The sequence below is a fragment of the Streptomyces sp. Qhu_M48 genome, from assembly GCF_051305195.1.
GTDB lineage: Bacteria > Actinomycetota > Actinomycetes > Streptomycetales > Streptomycetaceae > Streptomyces.
Genome location: NZ_CP195432.1, coordinates 7518066 through 7537050, shown reverse-complemented (window position 1 = coordinate 7537050; position 18985 = coordinate 7518066). Strand labels below are relative to the sequence as shown.

The following is an 18985-nucleotide window of genomic DNA, read 5'->3' as shown; positions in this document are numbered from 1 at the left end:
GGGAGCGGGGGTCAGGAGCCGACGGGGGCCTGGGCGTCCTTGGCCGCGGCGGGCTCGGTCCCGGTCGCGCGGGGGTCGGGCAGCGGCATCCTGACGCCGTCCTCGTCGTCGGCCAGGGCCTTGCGCAGGCGGGTGAGGTAGCCGACGGCGGCGAGGGCGCCGATCGCGGCGGTCACCGCCCACAGGATGTCGGGGCCCGGGCCGTCGACGAGCGCGCCGGCGCCGATCGGGGCGACGAAGCCGGCGACGGCCCAGGACATGCCCATGACGCCCTGGTAGCGGCCCCGGGCGTGCTCGGGGGCGAGACGGGCGGTGGCGGCGGCGTTCGTCGGGACGTGGATCATCTCGCCGACCGTCCAGACGATCACGGTCGCCGCGAAGGCCACGGGGGAGCCCGCGAGGGCGGTGGCGCCGGTGCCGACGGCGAAGAGGAGGGAGGAGAGGGTGAGCAGGACGACGGGGGAGCGCTTGTCGGTCAGCTTGTTGACGAGCAGCTGGAAGCCGACGATCACGATGCCGTTGACGGCGATGACCACGCCGTAGGAGGAGGGCGAGAGGCCCTGGTCCGCCATGGTGAGGGGGAGGCCGATCCAGGGGGCGGTGAAGACGAGGCAGACGAGGAGGTTGAGGAGGACGAGGGTGCGGAAGGGGGCGTCGCGCAGCACGGTGACCATGCTGACCTTGGCCTCGACGACCGGCTCGCCGGCCTTGTCGGTACGCGCCTGGGGGCGGGTCTCGGGGAGCCGCAGGAAGACGATGACGGCGCACAGGGTGGTGGCGACGGCGTCGACGACGAAGAGCGTGCGGTAGCCGAGGAAGATCGCGGCGCCGCCGCCGATGGAGGCGATGGCGAAGCCGAGGTTGAGGGCCCAGTAGTTGAGGGCGTAGGCCCGGCGCACGTCGTGGGAGGGGACCATGTCGGCGATGGTGGCGTTGATGGAGGGGCGGACGGCCTGCATGGCGACGCCCATGAGGAGGACGACCGTCGCGATGGCCCAGGCGCTGGTGACGACGGCGAGGGCGGCGGCGCAGGCGGCGGCCGCGAGGTGCATGGTGACCATGGTGGGGCGCCGGCCCCAGCGGTCGGTGAGCGTGCCGCCGAGCGGGGAGCCGGCGACGCCGCCGAGACCGTGGAGGGCGACGACGAGTCCGGCGAACCAGGCGGAGTGGCCGAGCTCCACGGTCAGGTAGAGGGAGAGGAACGTCAGGACGAAGGCCCCGGTCCGGTTGACCAGGGTCGAGAGCCAGAGCCACCAGAAGCCCCGCGGGAAGCCGGAGACCGTCGCCCGGGCTGATCGTCTGAGCGAGTCGATGGACATGTGTGGCGGCCCCTTGGTGTGTGTAAGCCCTGCTTCCGGCGCTCGTAACTTACGCATCTCATGTGTCGGACGCCAGCCAATTGACGACGCGCGTCAATCGTCAGAGGTCCATTAGGCTCGTACGCATGGCCGACGCACCGTACAAGCTGATCCTCCTCCGCCATGGCGAGAGCGAGTGGAACGAGAAGAATCTGTTCACCGGTTGGGTGGACGTGAACCTCACCGCGAAGGGCGAGAAGGAGGCGACGCGCGGCGGCGAGCTGCTCAAGGACGCCGGCCTGCTCCCCGACGTGCTGCACACCTCCCTCCAGAAGCGCGCCATCCGCACCGCCCAGCTCGCGCTGGAGTCCGCGGACCGCCACTGGATCCCGGTCCACCGCTCGTGGCGCCTCAACGAGCGCCACTACGGCGCCCTCCAGGGCAAGGACAAGGCCCAGACGCTCGCCGAGTTCGGCGAGGAGCAGTTCATGCTGTGGCGCCGCTCGTACGACACCCCGCCGCCGCCGCTGTCCGACGACAGCGAGTACTCCCAGGCGCACGACGCGCGTTACGCGACGATCCCGCCGGAGCTGCGCCCGCGCACCGAGTGCCTGAAGGACGTCGTGGAGCGGATGCTCCCGTACTGGTACGACGCGATCGTCCCCGACCTCCTCACCGGCCGCACGGTCCTGGTCGCCGCCCACGGCAACAGCCTCCGCGCCCTGGTCAAGCACCTCGACGGCATCTCGGACGAGGCCATCGCGGGCCTCAACATCCCGACGGGCATCCCCCTCGCCTACGAGCTCGACGAGAACTTCAAGCCCCTCAACCCGGGCGGCACCTACCTCGACCCGGAAGCCGCGGCGGCGGCGATCGAGGCGGTCAAGAACCAGGGCAAGAAGTAGCTCTTACCCACGCAAGAGCCCCCTACCTGCGGTTTCTCCGCTGGGAGGGGGCTTCTTCGTGGGCTGGGGCCGTCTGTGGGCCGTCAGGAGGATGGGGTCGTGCGCACCCCGGCCTCCGGCTCCTGCCGCCACTCCGCTTCGGCGCCCGCGTTCCGGAGCACCGAGGCCGCGGACTGGGCCTCGTAGTCGCCTAGCCCTTCGAGGACGATGACGGGGGCGCGCCGAGCCAGGACCCGGCTGTGCCACAAGCTCAGTCCGGTCAGCTTGCGCAGCGCCAGGATCACGTCCGTCTCGCGCGGCCCGCAGTCGACGAGCACCACTTCGTGGGACGGGTCGTCGCAGAGCAGCGTGTAGTCCTCGACGGACTCGCCGTCGGTCATCTCCGTCTCCCTTCCTCAGCGACTAGGAGCGTAGGCACCCTCGAAGACGGCAGCCATGGCTTTTCGCGTGCGCTCACGGCTGCTCGGCATGAGATGGGCATACACCCGCAGTGTCAGGCCCGGGGTCGGAGTGGCCCAGGTACTCCGCCAGGGCTCTGATGTTCTCTCCGGCGTCCAGGAGCACCGACGCGTAGAAGTGCCTCAGCGCGTGCATCCCGTGCTCACGCGCGGAGGGCACACCTTCAAGCACGGCAACCGTCACATGGCATGCGTAGCCACGAGCGCTGCCGACTGCGGCCAAGAGGGGCGACCAAAGACGGCTAGCGGCGAGGCAGGGGTGGCATCTTGCGCATGGCTGGCCGACTGCTGGGCCTGAGTAAGGCGGGGCGCCGTACCCCCGCCGTCACGGATGACGGGAGCGTGAGGCGACCGCACCACCGGGAAGGGGTGGGCGGGGAGCAGCTGCTGCCGCGAAGTGGCAGAGGCCGGTGTGGTCGCTCCGCGTCGGTACCGGCCTCGCCGTGGCTGATGAGCGTGTCGTCCAGACCTGAGACCGCTCCACGGCGTGTGGGTCGACGGCAGACGGGATGGAAGCCAGGGAGAGCCGGGGCTGAGGCAGTCGGTACGGTGCAGCTCTCGGAGCGAGTAACGGCAGGGGCAGCCATGGACAAGGACACACCGCATCACGACTTCCAGGTCGGCGACGTTCTGCGAGTCAGCTGCCCGCCGGCCGAAGGCCGAGTGGCCGAGGTGTCTCGTTTCCACGCCTCGGTTGAATGGCCGTGGGCCGAGATCGATCGGCAGTCTCAGATCAGGTGGAACGGCCGGAGGGCCTTCGCGATGTCGCCTGACTCCCCGGAATGGAGCATCAGCCTGTTCAAGACTGATCCTGAGCCATGGAACTTGCACGTCGGTGACAGCTGCCTCGTAGGCATACCTGAGACGCTGGTGCGGATCATCGACATCGGCCGCTACGACCCTCCGCAGGATGTGGGCTGGCTTCCCCGCCCTCACACGATGCTGGTCGTCGTGCCTGCCGACTACCTCGACGAGGCTCTTTCCGAGGACGACGGAGACACCATCGACCTTGAATCAGCGGCACCGGTGACGATCCAGCTGGTGTCTCGAGCCTGACCCAGACGTGCCCCTCGCGTGCCCGATCAGACGGGGTCTCACGGGGAACCACGGTACGGAATCACCGGGAGACGCGTAGGCCCCTGACCGGAATCGCTGGTCAGGGGCCACTCATCTGCGGTGGGTGTGGGATTTGAACCCACGGTGACATCGCTGCCACGACGGTTTTCAAGACCGTTCAGTCACCGATGAACCAAAGGAACCGGTGTGTTCCACTTTGAACGACCTGGCACAACTCACGAGCCTGGTCCACCCACTCACCGCCGTAGGCTTCAGGCAGTCGATCAAGCTCTGCCAGCAGCAACGGCACCTGCCGCTCATTGAAGATGGCATCCCCGTAAGGGTCCAGAGCCCACAGCATCGGGAAGTTCGCCGAGTCCAGCGCAGGAAAGAGGTCCGTCCACTCCAGTCCGACCTGAGCACGAGCTATGGGTTTTCCCAGGCCTATACGCACGTTCATGTTGATCACAAGTCGACCGTACTGGCAGTTTGGCACGTCCGCATCAAGGCTTCCCGCGCAAGAAGACCAACCACAGTGAGTGTCTATCTGCGTGACAACGCACACGAACACCGGCGGACGAGTGCGGACGCCGGCGGACCATCAGCACAGGTGAGAGGTACAGCAGCCCAAGGGAGCACCCTCACCTGAGTTGCTTCGGGACGAAGAGGTCGTCCGTACAGCAGCGCGGTACCGCAAACGGTTCAGGTGGTGTCGCCGGTTCGCAGCTCAGCCTTTCGCCGGCGGGCGTAGCCATCAAGGTCTCGCTTGATGGCTACGACCTCCTCCACACCGATGCGGATAGGCCCGCAGTGCAGGGCATCGCACGAGCGGGGGAAGCTGCCGTCGATGAGCGAGATCCCACTGAGCACCACGCCCGCCACGTCATCAACCGCCGTGCACAGGACTGGATGGAACGAGCAGTCCTCGTAGATGGCGCCCACTTGGATGTTGTTCGGGTTACCGGGGTGTGATGGCTCGCTCATAGGGCCAACCTGCCACGAGCGACGACTTCGGCGCTTCTGCGTTCTGGGACCACCCCATCAGGCTCATCGGCCCCTGGGTATGGTGCGCGGCATGTCTAGTGGTCCTCTCCTCTGCCCCGAGTGCGCTCAGCCGATGAAGTCCTCATGTACCGGGAAGACGATTGCAAGCGGACCTGCCGCGCCCTGTGGCTGTGCCCAGACCGACAGCTCTGGTGGCGTTGGGCCGATCAGCCGGAAGCACCCATGGAGCTCTGCCCGGTCCCGCACCTGTTCGGCAAGTGAGGGAGCAGCCGACCGCCGGGCCGTCTGCGGGCCGTGCAAGGGCAACCAACGGCGGCCACGCGTGACAACAGGCGATCGCTCGACCGCAGGTCAGAGGCCATCAGCCGGACAGCGCCCCAGGCCGGATCAAGACCCAGGGCAAGAAGTAGCCCTGACGCACGATCTCCCCGTACGAGCCCCCTTCCCGCCGCGCCCGGCGGGGAGGGGGTTTCGGCGTTCCCCGCCCGTGGCCTCCCGCCGGGCAGGGGGCCGGAGGCGTACGGGCCGTCAGAAGCCGTCGCAGGCGTGAGCCCGGAAATCCGCGAGGGTCGTCGTGCGGACCGTGTCGCCGTGTGTGTAGCTGACCTGGTCCGGGGTGAGGCGCTCCAGGTCGGCCAGGGTGAACGAGTGGCGGTCCGTGGACCACGAGTTGTCCCGGGTCGCGCCGTACAGCGTGTAGAGCCGACCCGGCTTCAGGGGCCGCGGAGGTTCCTCCGGTGTCCAGAAGAGGGTGGCGGTGTCCGAGCCGGGCGGGAGGGTCAGGGGCCAGGTCGAGAAGTCCTCGACGGGCGTGGCCGCCGACCAGGAGTCCGTGTATTCCGGTTCCACGGCCTCCGCCGTGACCTCCGCGTCCGGGTCGGTGACCGGCTCGTCCGGGTACAGCACCGCCGCGTCGATCCGGTCGTGGCACACCAGGACCACGCCCACCGGCTCTCCCGCCGCCGTCACGGTGACGCCCGTGACGCCCGCGGACTCGACGCCGCAGCCGGCGAGCGCGGGCAGGGCCGACAGTACGGCGACGGCGAGGAGTGCGCGGCGGCGGAGCCGGGCGGTCGTGGGAACCATGGGGGCCATCCTGCCCGCACGGAAATTCGACGGTGGTGATCAAGCGGAATCGTTACGGTCCTGATCATGAGCACGCCTCCCGCCACCCCGGCCCCCGACCGACCCTCACTCCTCCGTCTGGAGAAGGTCACCCCCGCCACCGTCGACGCCGCCCTCGCCCTGCGGGTCCACCCCCATCAGGAGAAGAACGTCTCCCCGGTCTCGCGCTCCCTCGCCGAGGCGTACGCGCACGGGGACACCGCCTGGCCCCGGCTGATCTTCGACGGCGACCGGCTCGTCGGCTTCCTCATGGCCTTCCTCGACATCCCCTGGAACGAGGAGAAGGACCCCGCCGACCGCCGCAGCGGTCTCTGGCGGCTCAACATCGCCTCCGACGTCCAGGGCAAGGGGTACGGACGCTTCGCCGTCGAAGCCGTACGCGACGAGCTGCGGCGGCGCGGCGAGCGGCACCTCTACGTCACCTGGGAACCCGGCGACGACGGCCCCGGCGCCTTCTACCAGCGGCTCGGATTCCGTACGACCGGGGAGCTCAGCGGCGGCCAGACCGTCGGCGTACTCGACATCTGACCCGCCGGCGTCCGCGCGACCGATGACCGTCGGCGTACGTGCCGGAGAAGAGGAGCGCCCCACGACGGGGCGCGCGGCCGGGCGCGGGGTGGGGCGCGGACGCCCGCGCCCCACGACCGGGGGCGCGCGGCCGTGGGCGGAGGGGGGTGGGGTGCGGACACCCGCGCCCCACCCCTTCGCTGTCAGCCCGAGCAGCCGCCGCACTGGCACGGCGAGCCCGACTGGCAGCCGCAGCCGCAGCCCGAGCCGCACCCGCAGGCACCCAGTACGGGCAGGAACACCGCCTCGCGCGGCGCCTCCGCTCCGGATTCGGTCGGCATGGGGGATTCGGCCATGGGGGTCCCTCCCTTTCGAGGCGCACATCGCCTCCCCCCATTGCATGCCCACTCGGACGGGCGCATCAACGGCGCATCGGCGCCCGCGCCGCCCGACGGGCCCCGACGCGCCTACGCGCCCTCGACCGGCGAGTCCGCTGCCTGCAGCTCGTCCGCGTGCTCACCCGTCACCAGGTAGACGACCCGCTTCGCGACCGAGACCGCGTGGTCGGCGAACCGCTCGTAGTAGCGGCCGAGAAGCGTCACGTCGACCGCCGTCTCGATGCCGTGCTTCCAGCGGTCGTCGATCAGGTGCTGGAACAGCGTCCGGTGCAGCAGGTCCATCTCGTCGTCGTCCTGCTCCAGCTGGAGCGCCAGGTCGACGTCCTTCGTGATGATGACCTCCGCCGCCTTCGCCATCAGGCGCTGCGCCAGCTGGCCCATCTCCAGGATGGTCGCGTGCAGGTCACGCGGCACGGCCGAGTCCGGGAACCGCAGCCGCGCCAGCTTCGCGACGTGCTGCGCCAGGTCGCCCGAGCGCTCCAGGTCGGCGCTCATGCGCAGCGAGGTCACCACGATCCGCAGATCGGTCGCCACCGGCTGCTGCCGCGCGAGCAGTGCTATCGCCCGGGCCTCCAGGTCGTGCTGGAGGTCGTCGACCTTCTGGTCCGCCGCGATCACGCTCTCCGCGAGCTTGAGATCCGCGTCGAGCATCGCCGTCGTGGCCCGTCCGACCGCCGACCCGACGAGTCGGGCCATCTCGACCAGGCTCTCACCGATCGAATCCAGTTCCTCGTGGTACGCGTCCCGCATGGTGTCCCTCTCTACGCAAAGCTCCGGGGTCCGGGTGGGGCGTCGGACCCCCACGCTCCCACGTTCGGCCCCCTACGCGTCCGGTTCCACCCGCACACGTGAACCGGCACTTTCCTCAAGGTGAACTCTGGGCTACGCACGCCACTGCCCCGGTCGCGACAAATGAACCGGCCAGGTCCTGGGAGTGAACTCTGGGCGACGACTGTTCGAGGAGCCACTCGGACGGCTGGGAGAGTGTCCGCCACCCCGCATAACCTTGAGGCATGGACGTGAACGCGGCGGTTGCCGCATTGGCCGCGATCGCCGGAGTGTGCACCGGCGTGATCGCCATGCTGGCGTTCCGCTGGAGCGAGCGCGACCAGGCGAGACCCACCCGAACCTCACTGCACACCGACGCCGTGCTCCCGCCCGGCGTCGACACCGTGCTGTCCGTGCTGCGCTCCTCCGCGGTCGTCCTCGACGAGAGCGACTCCGTGGTGAAGGCCAGCTCGGCGGCGTACGCACTCGGCCTGGTCCGGGGCGGGAAGCTGGCCGTGGAGCCCATGCTCAACATGGCCCGCGACACCCGCCGCGACGGGGAGATACGGCAGGTCGAGCTGGACCTGCCGCGGCGCGGCACCGGACGCGGCGAGGCCCTCGCCGTCTCCGCCCGGGTGGCCCCGCTGGGTTCGCGCCTCGTGCTGCTCCTGGTCGAGGACCTCACCGAGGCCCGTCGTATCGAAGCGGTACGGCGCGACTTCGTCGCCAACGTGAGCCATGAGCTCAAGACCCCCACGGGGGCGCTCTCCCTGCTCTCCGAGGCGGTCATGGACGCCTCGGACGACCCCGAGGCGGTCACCCGCTTCGCCGGCCGCATGCAGATAGAGGCGACCCGTCTCACCAACCTCGTACAGGAGCTCATCGACCTCTCCCGCGTGCAGAACGACGACCCGCTGGAGGACTCCGAGCCCGTGTCCGTGGACGAACTCGTCGCCGAGGCGATCGACCGCTCCCGGCAGCCCGCCTCCACCAAGCAGATCACCATGGTCTCCGGAGGCGACGCCGACCTGCGGGTCTGGGGCAGCCGCGGCCAGCTCGCCGCCGCTCTCGGCAACCTCGTCGAGAACGCGGTCAACTACTCACCGGCCCGTACCCGGGTGGGCATCGCCGCCCGCCGTGTCGCCGCCCCCTCCGGCGATCTCATCGAGATAGCCGTCACCGACCAGGGCATCGGCATCCCCGACAAGGACAAGGAGCGCGTCTTCGAGCGCTTCTACCGCGTCGACCCGGCCCGTTCCCGCGCCACCGGCGGTACGGGGCTCGGCCTGGCCATCGTCAAGCACGTCGCCGCCTCGCACGGCGGCGAGGTCACCGTCTGGAGCACCGAGGGCCAGGGCTCCACCTTCACCTTGCGGCTGCCCGAGGCGGGCGCCGTACGGGACCGCCGACCCGCCTCGTCGCTCACCCCTGATCTCATGACCGAACCGCTTCCTGCCCCGGAGGTCCTTCCGTGACCCGAGTGCTCGTCGTCGAGGATGAGGAATCCTTCAGCGACGCCCTGTCGTACATGCTTCGCAAGGAGGGCTTCGAAGTCGCCGTAGCGGCGACCGGGCCCGACGGTCTCGACGAGTTCGAGCGCAACGGGGCCGACCTCGTCCTCCTCGACCTGATGCTTCCGGGGCTGCCCGGCACCGAGGTGTGCCGTCAGCTGCGCGGCCGCTCGAACGTCCCGGTCATCATGGTGACCGCCAAGGACAGCGAGATCGACAAGGTCGTCGGGCTGGAGATAGGAGCCGACGACTACGTGACGAAGCCCTTCTCCTCGCGGGAGCTGGTCGCCCGCATCCGCGCGGTCCTGCGCCGCCGCGGTGAGCCGGAGGAGGTCACCCCGGCGGCCCTGGAGGCCGGCCCGGTCCGTATGGACGTCGACCGCCACGTGGTGACGGTCGCGGGCGGCAAGGTCGACCTGCCGCTGAAGGAGTTCGACCTCCTGGAGATGCTGCTGCGCAACGCGGGCCGCGTGCTGACCCGTATGCAGCTCATCGACCGGGTGTGGGGCGCGGACTACGTCGGCGACACGAAGACCCTCGACGTCCACGTCAAGCGCCTCCGCGCCAAGATCGAGCCGGACCCGGGCGCCCCGCGCTACCTGGTGACGGTCCGGGGCCTGGGCTACAAGTTCGAGCCGTAGACCGCGTCGGGCCGGCCCGGGCCCGGGTGAGGCGGGACGCGCACGACGCGTTCGGCCGCGGCCGGTGCGGCGCGTCCGGCCGTAGACAGCAGGGCGCGTCCGGCCCTCGGCCGTACGACGCGTCCGAACGAGTGAAAGGGCGCCTTCCCCGGCCGGGGAAGGCGCCCTTTCACGCATGCGCGCGGTGCGGTCAGTGACCGGCCTCGTGGCTCGCCTCGCCCGACGGCTCGCCCTCGCTGCCGTGGCCGCCCTCGGTCTCGCCGGAGGGCGAGGCGGTGGCGGTGGGCTCGGTGCCCGGGGGCGCGGGGACCACGGCCGGGCCGTACTCCTTGAAGTAGCTCGTCGCCGGGACGACGAAGGCGGCCAGGCTCACGTCGCCGGTCTTGCTCAGCTTGAAGACGACCTTCTGCGCGTTGCCGTCGCGGGTGGCCTGGTTGCCGTTCTCGATCACGGCGGAGGCGTTGCCCGCACCGCCGATGACGACGGAGCCGCCGGCCGGGACGGTGATCGGGCCGGTGCCCTCGGCCGCCTTCAGCTGCACGGTGGCGCTGCTGCCGGGCAGGGTGATGGAGTCGAGCGTCTGGGCCGCGTCACCGTTGTTGAAGACGGTGGCCGAGACCACGGCCGGGCCCTTGGACGCGGCCTCGGGCTGGGTGATCACGAGGGCGTTCTGGATCTTGACGTCGTCCACGGTGACGGCGGCGTTGTCCGGCCGGACGCCGAGCGTCTGCGCGTCGTTGCCCGCCCCACAGGCGGACAGCGCGGCGATGGAGAACACGATGGCGGTAGCGGCGAGGGCGCCGCGTCGAAGGCTGCGGCTCACGGCGGCGGCATCTCCTAGGACGAACGGATCAGGCTACGGACAGGCTGCGGAACTGAGGATCGGCTAAAGGTGCGTCAGCGCGCTTAGGTTACCGAGCCGCACTCTCCGTCCCGCACCCGACCCGCCCCTAACCGGACGCGGGCGTCTCCGGGTGGCCCCGCGACCCGTGGTGCCCCTTCGTCGGGCGTCGGCCGGTGTGGCTGGATCACGACCCATTGACCTGTTGTTCACATAACCGCCTTGATCAATTCGAGGGCCGCCCCGCATTCTCCGGAGCCGTACCTCCGGATATCCCCCGACCCGCGTCGGCTGATCAATTACGGAATCCCTCCGCGATGCATCCGTACGGGTGGACGATCCTCGAACGGAGTAGGTGAAGAAGGCCCCTCCGAACCCGACAATCCGGGGCATCACCCCTCCTTGGAGGGGGTCCGGGTAGGTGTAACGTGCGCGTTTCTCTCCGTCCGCGTAGCCGCTCCGACCTGCGAATACCGTCTTCCGGAAGCCCTCCGCAGCACGTTCGTGTCGCTGTTGTCAAGCCCCGAGATATGCCCTGACCTGCGAAAACGCCATTCAGAAGAAGCCGTATCCGTGTTACCCTGGATAGCCACGGAAGGGGTACCTGTCACATGACGTTCAAGGTTGGCGACACCGTGGTCTATCCCCATCACGGGGCCGCGCTGATCGAGGCCATCGAAACTCGCCAGATCAAAGGCGTGGACAAGACCTACTTGGTGCTCAAGGTCGCGCAGGGCGACCTGACGGTTCGTGTGCCGGCGGACAATGCGGAGTTCGTCGGTGTTCGCGACGTGGTCGGTCAGGACGGGCTGGACCGGGTCTTCGAGGTGCTGCGCGCACCGTACGCCGAAGAGCCGACGAACTGGTCCCGTCGCTACAAGGCAAATCTCGAGAAGCTCGCCTCCGGCGATGTCATCAAGGTCGCCGAAGTAGTCCGCGACCTGTGGCGGCGCGAGCGCGAGCGGGGTCTCTCCGCCGGTGAGAAGCGCATGCTCGCCAAGGCGCGGCAGATCCTGGTCAGCGAGCTGGCCCTCGCGGAGAACACGAACGAGGACAAGGCCGAGGCTCTCCTCGACGAGGTCCTCGCGTCCTGAGCGTGCTCGGAAGTCACTGAGCGCGCTACCAAGTGAAGCGATGCCGCGGTGCCCGCTGGCGTGCTGTGATCCACACAGTACTGCCGTCGGGCGCTGCGGCATGTCCACGTACACCCTTGCTCGCGTACGCATGCGGAGCGTGCGCACGGCCGTACGCACACGGCGTCAGTCACGTGTGCGCACCGCTGAGAGAGAACCCGCACCCCCTGTTACGTCCGAACCCCTGTGCTCGGGCGGCAACGCCTCGACCGTCGTCACGGAAAGGGCCCGGTCAAGGCGGAGCGTCCGGCACGGTGAGGCCATACCCATGTCGGCCGCGGAAACAAACCTGCCGGAGTGCAACCGATGACAGACGAAGTGCGTCCTCCTCGTACCGCCGTGGTGATCCCGGCGGCCGGACGGGGCGTACGCCTCGGGCCGGGCGCCCCCAAGGCGCTGCGCGCGCTGAACGGCACCCCCATGCTCATCCACGCCGTCCGCGCGATGGCCGCCTCCCGCGCGGTCTCGCTCGTGGTCGTGGTCGCACCCCCCGAAGGCGCCCCCGAGGTCAAGAACCTCCTCGACGCCCACGCCCTCCCCGAACGGACCGACTACCTCGTCGTCCCCGGCGGTGACACCCGCCAGGAGTCCGTGCGCCTCGGCCTCGAAGCGCTCCCCGAGGGCATCACCACCGTCCTCGTCCACGACGCCGCACGGCCGCTCGTCCCCGTCGACACCGTGGACGCCGTCATCGAGGCCGTACGGGACGGGGCCGTCGCCGTCGTCCCCGCGCTGCCCGTCGCGGACACGGTGAAGGAGGTCGAGCCGGCCGAGAGGCCCGGCGACCCCGAGCAGGTCGTCGCCACCCCGGTCCGCGCCCGCCTCCGCGCCGTCCAGACCCCGCAGGGCTTCGACCACGACACCCTGGTCAACGCCCACGCCACCATCGCCCTCACCGGCGAGGGCGCCACCGACGACGCCGGCATGGTCGAGCGGCTCGGCGCCCCCGTCGTCGTCGTGCCCGGCCACGAGGAGGCCTTCAAGGTGACCCGCCCCCTCGACCTCGTCCTCGCCGAGGCCGTACTCGCCCGCAGGAGGGCCAACGATGGCTTCTGAGATCCCCGTGCTGCCCCGTACCGGCATCGGCACCGACGTCCACGCCTTCGAGAAGGGCCGCGAACTGTGGTGCGCGGGCCTCCTCTGGGACGCCGACGAGAACGACGGGTACGGTCTCGCCGGGCACTCCGACGGCGACGTCGCCGCCCACGCCGCCTGCGACGCCCTCTTCTCCGCCGCCGGAGTCGGCGACCTCGGCGCCCACTTCGGCACCTCGCGCCCCGAGTGGTCCGGCGCCTCCGGCGTCACCCTGCTCGCCGAGGCCGCCCGGATCGTCCGCGCGGAGGGGTACGAGATCGGCAACATCGCCGTGCAGGTCGTCGGCGTCCGGCCCAAGGTCGGCAAGCGGCGCGCCGAGGCCCAGAAGGCGCTGAGCGAGGCGGCCGGCGCACCGGTCTCCGTCTCCGGCACCACGACGGACGGCCTCGGCCTCACCGGTCGCGCCGAGGGCCTCGCCGCGCTCGCGACGGCCCTCGTGTACCCGGCCGGACGGGCGTGACCGCGTCCAGGGGCACCCGGCCGGGTGGGCGTGTCCGCGTCCACCGGGCGGGTCCCGGGGCATTCACCGGCACCGCCTGCCACCGGTGCCGGTGAAAAACGTCATCGGAGACCGGGAACGGGTATCGGGGCACTACCACACGCCCACTACCCTGGAGTGGTGACTATTCGCCTGTACGACACCAGCGCCCGGCAGATCCGTGACTTCACCCCGCTCACACCGGGCCAGGTCTCGATCTACCTCTGTGGTGCCACCGTCCAGGCGGCCCCGCACATCGGGCACATCCGGTCGGGGCTGAACTTCGACATCATGCGCCGCTGGTTCGCGTACCGCGGCTACGACGTCACGTTCATCCGCAACGTCACCGACATCGACGACAAGATCATCGCCAAGGCGACGGACCAGGGCCGCCCCTGGTGGTCCATCGGCTTCGAGAACGAGCGGGCGTTCAACTCGGGCTACGAGGCGCTCGGTTGCCTCCCGCCCACGTACGAGCCCCGCGCCACCGGCCACGTCCCCGAGATGATCGAGATGATGCGCGGCCTCATCGAGCGCGGTCACGCGTACGAGGCCGACGGCAGCGTCTACTTCGACGTGCGCTCCTTCCCGGGCTACCTGGAGCTGTCCAACCAGGACATCGACGACCTGCGCCAGCCCGCCGAGGACGGCATCACCGGCAAGCGCGACCCGCGCGACTTCGCGATGTGGAAGGCGACCAAGCCGGGCGAGCCCGACTGGGAGACCCCGTGGGGCCGCGGCCGACCCGGCTGGCACCTGGAGTGCTCGGCCATGGCCCACAAGTACCTGGGCTCCGCCTTCGACATCCACGGCGGCGGCCTCGACCTGATCTTCCCGCACCACGAGAACGAGATCGCCCAGGCCAAGGCCTACGGCGACGCGTTCGCGCAGTACTGGGTGCACAACGCCTGGGTCACCATGAGCGGCGAGAAGATGTCGAAGTCGCTCGGCAACAGCGTGCTGGTGTCCGAGATGGTGAAGAACTGGCGCCCCATCGTCCTCCGCTACTACCTGGGCACCCCGCACTACCGCTCGATGATCGAGTACAGCGAGGAAGCCCTGCGCGAGGCCGAGTCGGCGTTCGCCCGTATCGAGGGCTTCGTCCAGCGCGCCACCGAGAAGGCCGGGACGACCGTCGCCCCCGCCGCCGAGGTGCCGCCGGCCTTCGCCGAGGCCATGGACGACGACCTGGGCGTGCCGCACGCGCTCGCGATCATCCACACCACCGTCCGCCAGGGCAACAGCGCCCTCGCCGCGGACGACAAGGACGAGGCCATCGCCCGCCTCGCCGAGGTCCGTGCCATGCTCGGCGTCCTCGGTCTGGACCCCCTCGACCCGCACTGGGCCGAGGAGACCGGCGGCGGCGAGGAGCTCCACGGCGTCGTCGACACCCTCGTGCGGCTCGTGCTCCAGCAGCGCGAGTCGGCGCGCGAGCGCAAGGACTGGGCGTCGGCGGACGCGATCCGCGACCAGCTCAACCAGTCCGGCCTCGCCATCGAGGACAGCCCCGACGGCCCCCGCTGGACGCTGGGCAACCGTTAGAAGATGTGCCGCTCGGTCCCCCGGGCGGCACACTTCAGTTACAGACCTTGTACGAGGGCCGAGTACGCCTCCGTACGCAACACCGAGGATGAGAGTAGTCATGGCCGGGAACAGCCAGCGCAGGAACCGTCGCACGTCCAACAAGAAGGGTGCGACGATCGGCAGCGGTGGCCAGCGGCGCAAGGGCCTCGAAGGCAAGGGCCCCACGCCCAAGGCCGAGGCCCGCAAGGGCCACAAGGCCTACCGCGTCACCAACGCGATGGCCCGGAACGCGGCCAAGCGCAAGCCCGTCGCCCGCCGCGGCGGCAAGGGCCTGTCCGAGATGGTCGTCGGCCGCAACCCGGTCTTCGAGGCGCTGCGCGACGGCGTGCCCGCCTCGACGCTGTACGTCCAGCAGTTCATCGACAACGACGAGCGCGTGCGCGAGGCCCTGAACCTCGCCACCGGCCGCGGCAACATCCACATCATGGAGGCGCCGCGCCCCGAGCTCGACCGGATGACGAACGGCCTCAACCACCAGGGCCTCGTCCTCCAGGTCCCGCCGTACGAGTACGCGCACCCCGAGGACCTCGTCACGGCGGCCTTCGACGACCACGAGGACCCGCTGATCGTCGCCCTCGACGGCGTCACCGACCCGCGTAACCTCGGCGCCGTCGTCCGCTCCGTCTCCGCCTTCGGCGGCCACGGCGTCGTCGTCCCCGAGCGCCGCGCCGCCGGAATGACCGCCGGTGCCTGGAAGACCTCGGCCGGCACCGCCGCCCGTACCCCGGTCGCCCGCGCCACCAACCTGACGCGCTGCCTTGAGCAGTACCAGAAGGCCGGTGTCACGGTCGTCGGCCTCGCCGCCGACGGTGACCGCGAGGTCCACGAGCTGGAGGAGCTGGGCGGCCCGGTCGTCATCGTCGTCGGCTCCGAGGGCAAGGGTCTCTCCCGCCTCGTCGGCGAGACCTGCGACTTCCTCGTCCGCATCCCGATGCCGGGCGGGGCCGAGTCGCTCAACGCCGGTGTCGCCGCCGGTGTCGTGCTCTACGAGGCGGCCCGCCGCCGGATGGCCCGCTGACACCGGGCCGGTAGTACTTCCGGCCTCGGCCGTGGCGTGATCTTGACGGGTCTCGGACATTTGCGAGCCGTCAAGGCAGTGTCCTAAACCCAGATCACTCGGTTAGATGAGTGTGGACACCAGAACGCCCCGGCCGGGGTTCGACGATCAGCCCGCGTTGAGCATGGTCAAGGTGGATTCCGATCCCGCCCAGGTGATCGTGAACCACGCCAGCTTCCGTGTGCGGCTCGCGCCCGCCCCGCAGCCGAAGGTCGGCGCCGGAGCCCGCGCCGCCGCCCTGTCCGGGGCCGCGGCCGGAGCGGGCGGCCCGCGCCGTCGTCCCGTCGTGTGGAGCGGCAAGTCCTCGCCGGGCGCGACCGGTCTCCTCCAGGCCGTACGCGAGTCCTCCGTCTCGACGCTCGACCCGGTCGGCGGCCGCGGTCACGCGGGTCTGGACGGGGGCTCCACCCAGGCCATCCCGCGCATCGACGACACCATGCCCACCCCCGTGGTGACCGCCGACTCCGGCCCGCTGCTGCCGCCCATGCGCCGCGCCGAGGGCGCGTACGACGACCTGTACGACCTCCGGCCCGAGACCACCGGACCGTACGAGGACGAGACGGCCGACGGCAGGACCCCGCAGCGCCACGGCCAGGACGCCGTCCGGCACGCCTACTACCCCGGCCGCCGGATGAACCTCGGGGTCGTCCTCCTCCCGCTCCGCGTCTTCCTCGGCTTCATCTCCATCTACGCGGGCATGGGCAAGCTCTGCGACCCCGTCTACTTCGACGGCGGCGAGCGCGGCTCCATGGTGAAGTGGCTCAACTCCCTCCACCCCTGGGCCCTCGCCGAACCCCTCCGCGACTTCGCCCTCCAGCACCCCGTCGGCGCCGGTCTCACCGTCGCCTTCCTCCAGGTCGTCGTCGGCGTCCTCACCGTGCTCGGCCTCTGGCAGCGGGTCGCCGCAGTCGTCGGCGCCATGCTCTCCGCCGCGCTCATCCTGACCGTCAGCTGGAAGACCGTCCCGGTCTACGACTCCGCCGACATCATCTACCTGGCCGCCTGGTCGCCGCTGATCATCGCCGGCGCCCCCGTCTACTCCCTCGACGGTCGCCTCGCCGGAGAGGCCTGGCGCACCCTCGGCCCCCGCGCCGACCTGTGGGACCTCCGCCGCCGCGTCACGCGGCGCAGCACCCTCCTGGCCGCCGTCGTCGTCGGCCTCACGCTCCTCGTCGGCTCCGTCCTCGGCGGCGCGGTCCGCTCCACCGAGATGGTCACCGTCCCGGGCCCCAACGACGACCCGATCAACCACCTCCCCGGCCGCCCGCTCCCCACGGAGCCGACGCGCCGCGCCCCCTCCGAGGCGGCGTCCACCGCGCCCCGGCCCGCCGCGACCACCGAGGCCCCGGCGGAGCGCGAGGAGACGAGGGAGGCGACCCGTCCCCCCGAGACGACCCGCGAGGCCCCCCGGACGCAGGAGCAGCGCCCGACGGCGACGCAGGGCGCCGGCACCGGTGACGGCGGCGGCAGCCGTACGCCCACGCGCTCCGACCCGGAGCCCCCGCCGTCCACCAGCGACACCCCGACCACCACGGGCGGCACGTCGAGCGGCGGCTCCACCGGCGGCTCGACCGGCTCGACGGGCACGCCGTCGGAGGGCGGCTCGACGTCGGGCGGCGCGAGGAACCCGATCGGCGGCCTGCTGGGCTGAGGCTCCGGAGGGAATCCCGCTCAGGGCCAGGCCAGTCAGGACAGGAAAGCCAGTCAGGACAGGAAAGGAAGGGGCGGCACCGCGGTTCGTACGCGGTGCCGCCCCTTCACGTCCGGGGTCTCAGCCCCTCTGGGCGGCGAGCTCCTTGGCGGCCTCGGTGAGGTCCTTGGCGGTGTCGATGGCCCGCCAGTACGCCCCCTGGGGCAGCGGGAAGCCCGCGAGGCGCCGCTCGCGGGCGAGCCTGGGGAACGTGGTGCGCTCGTGGTCACCCAGGTCCGGGAGGAGCTCGGTGAACGCGGCGGAGAAGACGTACACGCCCGCGTTGATGAGGAACGGCGAGGGCGGCGACTCGATGAAGTCGGTGATGTGCCCGAAGGTGTCGGTCTCGACGGCGCCCCACGGGATGCGGGGACGGGCCAGGGCGAGGGTGGCGAGGGCGTCGCGCTCCGCGTGGAAGGCGGCCATCTCGCGGAGCGAGAAGCGGGTCCAGATGTCGCCGTTGGTGGCGTACCAGGGCTGCTCCGGCGCGGGCAGGTGCGCGGCGGCGTACTTGAGGCCGCCACCGCGGCCCAGGGGCTCGGTCTCGACGACCGTCGTCACCTTGAGGGGAAGGTCGGCGCTCTCCAGCCACTCCTGGAGTACTTCGGCGAGGTGGCCGCAGGAGACGACGGCGTCGGTCACGCCCTCGGCGGCGAGCCAGGAAAGCTGATGGCCGATGATCGGGGTCCCGGTGCCCGGGATCTCGACCATCGGCTTGGGGCGGTCGTCGGTGTAGGGGCGCAGCCGTGAGCCCTGGCCGCCCGCCAGGACCACGGCCTGCGTCGGAGAGGTGTGCATACGGGGAACGATAGGCGCCCCGTACGTGAGAGGTCCGGACGCGCGACGTCGCTCAGTGTCGGGCTGTTCAGCTCGCGCGCATCACGCCGGTCGCGTACGACGTGTCGCAGACGGGGCGGGAGAAGGCCTGGGCGCGGGAGGGGCCGTACTGCTCGACGGCGGCGCGGCCGAGGGAGCGGGCGATGGACATGCAGTGCTTGGCGAGGGAGGGCCGGTTCTCCACTTCACGCTGGAGGTGGGTGAGGGCGATGCCGGGGTCCTTCTCCTGGAGCTCGGCGAGGAGCTGGTCGCGCAGGACGTCCTGCGGGGCACGGGACTTGGCCCGGACGGAGACCTCGGAGGAGGCTGCCGTGAGCTGGGTCCCGGAGTCCTTGCCGGCCCACGGAACGGCGGACACCGCGAGCGTTCCCGAGAGCACCAGGACGACGGGCAGGACGAGGGCGAGAGAGCGGCCGATTCGGCGGGCAGTGTGCGTCACGCAGGCGAGCGTAGCGGCCGGTAGTGATATGGCGACATTTAGTCACTCTCGCGGGGGATGGTTCGAAGTGGCTTTTCGAATCCCGTGTTGACGCGGAGGGTGGGGGCGGGCCCTGAATGCCGGGGTTTTACAGGGTAAACCACCACATGCGCGGCAGAT

At 70.7% G+C, this 18985-nt stretch carries 21 protein-coding genes and 1 pseudogene; 11 read left to right on the top strand and 11 right to left on the bottom strand.

The window, feature by feature from the left end; all coding sequences use genetic code 11:
• Positions 1–11: 11 nt before the first annotated feature.
• On the bottom strand, positions 12–1319 hold the full coding sequence (locus ACRRSS_RS33920; protein WP_435974820.1) for an MDR family MFS transporter: 1308 nt from the start codon (positions 1317–1319) through the stop codon (positions 12–14).
• A 125-nt stretch (positions 1320–1444) separates the two neighbouring features.
• Between ACRRSS_RS33920 and ACRRSS_RS33915 the strand changes: the two genes are divergently transcribed.
• Complete coding sequence (locus ACRRSS_RS33915; RefSeq protein ID WP_435974819.1) at positions 1445–2203, top strand: phosphoglyceromutase; 759 nt, start codon at positions 1445–1447, stop codon at positions 2201–2203.
• An 83-nt stretch (positions 2204–2286) separates the two neighbouring features.
• Here ACRRSS_RS33915 and ACRRSS_RS33910 read toward each other — a convergent pair whose 3' ends face one another.
• Both ACRRSS_RS33910 and ACRRSS_RS33905 read right to left on the bottom strand, forming a co-directional pair.
• A complete protein-coding gene (locus ACRRSS_RS33910; protein WP_435974818.1) occupies positions 2287–2583 on the bottom strand; it encodes a ribosomal protein L7/L12 in 297 nt (98 codons plus the stop codon).
• A 15-nt stretch (positions 2584–2598) separates the two neighbouring features.
• A pseudogene (locus tag ACRRSS_RS33905) lies at positions 2599–2896 on the bottom strand (tyrosine-type recombinase/integrase); the annotation flags it as partial.
• A 350-nt stretch (positions 2897–3246) separates the two neighbouring features.
• Here ACRRSS_RS33905 and ACRRSS_RS33900 point away from each other — a divergent pair.
• Complete coding sequence (locus ACRRSS_RS33900; RefSeq protein ID WP_435974817.1) at positions 3247–3717, top strand: hypothetical protein; 471 nt, start codon at positions 3247–3249, stop codon at positions 3715–3717.
• Positions 3718–3895: 178 nt separating this feature from the next.
• On the opposite strand, the gene ACRRSS_RS33895 is transcribed toward ACRRSS_RS33900, so the two are convergent.
• The 3 genes from ACRRSS_RS33895 to ACRRSS_RS33885 form a co-directional block, all read right to left on the bottom strand.
• Positions 3896–4177, bottom strand: coding sequence for a hypothetical protein (locus ACRRSS_RS33895; protein ID WP_435975493.1), 282 nt, complete (start codon positions 4175–4177; stop codon positions 3896–3898).
• Between the two features lie 242 nt (positions 4178–4419).
• Entirely contained in the window at positions 4420–4701 is a 282-nt protein-coding gene (locus tag ACRRSS_RS33890; protein WP_435974816.1) for a hypothetical protein, read from the bottom strand.
• Positions 4702–5250: 549 nt separating this feature from the next.
• Positions 5251–5808 carry a hypothetical protein gene (locus ACRRSS_RS33885; protein ID WP_435974815.1) on the bottom strand — a complete coding sequence of 186 codons (558 nt, stop codon included), beginning with the start codon at positions 5806–5808 and terminating at the stop codon, positions 5251–5253.
• Positions 5809–5874: 66 nt separating this feature from the next.
• Between ACRRSS_RS33885 and ACRRSS_RS33880 the strand changes: the two genes are divergently transcribed.
• Positions 5875–6375 (top strand): GNAT family N-acetyltransferase, encoded by a 501-nt coding sequence (locus ACRRSS_RS33880; protein ID WP_435974814.1) that lies wholly within the window; start codon positions 5875–5877, stop codon positions 6373–6375.
• A 182-nt stretch (positions 6376–6557) separates the two neighbouring features.
• On the opposite strand, the gene ACRRSS_RS33875 is transcribed toward ACRRSS_RS33880, so the two are convergent.
• The gene (locus ACRRSS_RS33875) at positions 6558–6710 is read right to left on the bottom strand and encodes a hypothetical protein (protein ID WP_351903336.1); all 153 of its coding nucleotides are present in this window, start codon (positions 6708–6710) and stop codon (positions 6558–6560) included.
• 111 nt (positions 6711–6821) lie between these two features.
• Positions 6822–7502 carry a phosphate signaling complex protein PhoU gene (gene phoU / locus ACRRSS_RS33870; protein WP_351903333.1) on the bottom strand — a complete coding sequence of 227 codons (681 nt, stop codon included), beginning with the start codon at positions 7500–7502 and terminating at the stop codon, positions 6822–6824.
• A gap of 263 nt (positions 7503–7765) precedes the next feature.
• On the opposite strand from phoU, the gene ACRRSS_RS33865 reads away from it, so the two are divergent.
• Both ACRRSS_RS33865 and ACRRSS_RS33860 read left to right on the top strand, forming a co-directional pair.
• Positions 7766–8995: a sensor histidine kinase gene (locus tag ACRRSS_RS33865; RefSeq protein WP_435974813.1), complete on the top strand. Its 1230-nt coding sequence runs from the start codon at positions 7766–7768 to the stop codon at positions 8993–8995.
• Positions 8992–9672, top strand: coding sequence for a response regulator transcription factor (locus tag ACRRSS_RS33860; RefSeq protein ID WP_015035162.1), 681 nt, complete (start codon positions 8992–8994; stop codon positions 9670–9672). The genes ACRRSS_RS33865 and ACRRSS_RS33860 overlap by 4 nt, the downstream gene beginning before the upstream one ends.
• Positions 9673–9862: 190 nt before the next feature.
• Here ACRRSS_RS33860 and ACRRSS_RS33855 read toward each other — a convergent pair whose 3' ends face one another.
• A complete protein-coding gene (locus tag ACRRSS_RS33855; RefSeq protein WP_435974812.1) occupies positions 9863–10495 on the bottom strand; it encodes a DUF461 domain-containing protein in 633 nt (210 codons plus the stop codon).
• A gap of 629 nt (positions 10496–11124) precedes the next feature.
• Here ACRRSS_RS33855 and ACRRSS_RS33850 point away from each other — a divergent pair.
• From ACRRSS_RS33850 to ACRRSS_RS33825, 6 genes are all read left to right on the top strand, one after another.
• On the top strand, positions 11125–11607 hold the full coding sequence (locus ACRRSS_RS33850; RefSeq protein ID WP_003953493.1) for a CarD family transcriptional regulator: 483 nt from the start codon (positions 11125–11127) through the stop codon (positions 11605–11607).
• Between the two features lie 345 nt (positions 11608–11952).
• Positions 11953–12702, top strand: coding sequence for a 2-C-methyl-D-erythritol 4-phosphate cytidylyltransferase (ispD, locus tag ACRRSS_RS33845; protein ID WP_435974811.1), 750 nt, complete (start codon positions 11953–11955; stop codon positions 12700–12702).
• Entirely contained in the window at positions 12692–13201 is a 510-nt protein-coding gene (gene ispF, locus ACRRSS_RS33840; protein WP_435974810.1) for a 2-C-methyl-D-erythritol 2,4-cyclodiphosphate synthase, read from the top strand. Before ispD ends, ispF begins: the two co-directional genes overlap by 11 nt.
• A 159-nt stretch (positions 13202–13360) precedes the next feature.
• Entirely contained in the window at positions 13361–14761 is a 1401-nt protein-coding gene (gene cysS / locus ACRRSS_RS33835) for a cysteine--tRNA ligase (RefSeq protein WP_351903318.1), read from the top strand.
• Positions 14762–14861: 100 nt separating this feature from the next.
• Complete coding sequence (gene rlmB / locus ACRRSS_RS33830) at positions 14862–15821, top strand: 23S rRNA (guanosine(2251)-2'-O)-methyltransferase RlmB (protein WP_435974809.1); 960 nt, start codon at positions 14862–14864, stop codon at positions 15819–15821.
• A gap of 106 nt (positions 15822–15927) precedes the next feature.
• A complete protein-coding gene (locus ACRRSS_RS33825; RefSeq protein WP_435974808.1) occupies positions 15928–17511 on the top strand; it encodes a DoxX family membrane protein in 1584 nt (527 codons plus the stop codon).
• A gap of 120 nt (positions 17512–17631) precedes the next feature.
• On the opposite strand, the gene ACRRSS_RS33820 is transcribed toward ACRRSS_RS33825, so the two are convergent.
• Both ACRRSS_RS33820 and ACRRSS_RS33815 read right to left on the bottom strand, forming a co-directional pair.
• Positions 17632–18348 carry a nucleotidyltransferase family protein gene (locus tag ACRRSS_RS33820; RefSeq protein WP_435974807.1) on the bottom strand — a complete coding sequence of 239 codons (717 nt, stop codon included), beginning with the start codon at positions 18346–18348 and terminating at the stop codon, positions 17632–17634.
• A 67-nt stretch (positions 18349–18415) separates the two neighbouring features.
• Positions 18416–18826 (bottom strand): hypothetical protein, encoded by a 411-nt coding sequence (locus ACRRSS_RS33815; RefSeq protein ID WP_435974806.1) that lies wholly within the window; start codon positions 18824–18826, stop codon positions 18416–18418.
• Positions 18827–18985: the final 159 nt, after the last annotated feature.